General features: G+C 56.8%; 1 protein-coding gene. It reads right to left on the reverse strand.

The window, feature by feature from the left end; genetic code table 11:
• A partial coding sequence (locus tag J5224_RS30695) for an ABC transporter ATP-binding protein (RefSeq protein WP_264628808.1) occupies positions 1 to 871 on the reverse strand: 871 nt, incomplete at its 3' end.
• Positions 872 to 916 lie beyond the last annotated feature (45 nt).

Here is a 916-nt window from a genome sequence, read left to right on the forward strand (position 1 = left end):
GTCGAAAAGCACAGCCTTCTGGCAACTGCGATAAGTTAGGCACGGTGCCGGGGATGGCAGGAAGCACGGCACGTGGTACCGCATCATCCGGCGCACAGCGTAACAACCCTTGAGAATAGGGGTGGGCGGGACGCTGGATAACCGCCTGTGTAGCTCCGCTCTCGATAACGGTACCGGCATACATGACATACAGGCGATCGCACAGTTGTGACACTACCGCCATGTCGTGACTGATAAACAACACTGCCGTACCGCGCTCCTGCGCCTTTTGTTTTAACAAGCGCAACACCTGACGCTGCACCGTGACATCCAGTGCGGTGGTGGGCTCATCGGCAATGATCAATTCAGGATTGCAGGAAAAAGCCAGCGCGATCATTACACGCTGTCGCATGCCACCGGAGAGTTCAAACGGGTAGCGCTTCATCACTTGCTCAGCATCGGAGATCTGCATGTCTGAGAGCAATACCCGCGCATGGGCATGGGCATCGCGCTTGTTCAACGGTTGATGCTGTTGGATCACTTCTCGCATCAAATCCCCGACGCGGCGCGTTGGGTTCAGTGCCGTCATCGGTTCCTGAAAGATCATGGCAACCTTGGCACCGCGCATCTGGCGTAGGGTGCGCTCCGACGCATTGAGCATATCCTGCCCCAACAGGGTGATGCTGCCGCTGTTGATGTTATAGCTGCCCGGTCTCAGCAGTCGCATTACCAGCATCGAGGTTACCGACTTGCCGGAACCGGATTCCCCGACCACGCCAACAATTTCACCGCGCTTTACGCTCAACGAGACCTGATTAAGCGCGTGGACCTCACCGCGATAGACAGGAAAACTGAGCGCCAGATTATCAATCGTCAACAGGGTATCGTCCATCAGTGTCCTCCTGAAGTTTTCGGGTCCAGCAGGTCGCGCACGCCG

The organism is Candidatus Symbiopectobacterium sp. NZEC135 (genome assembly GCF_025962695.1).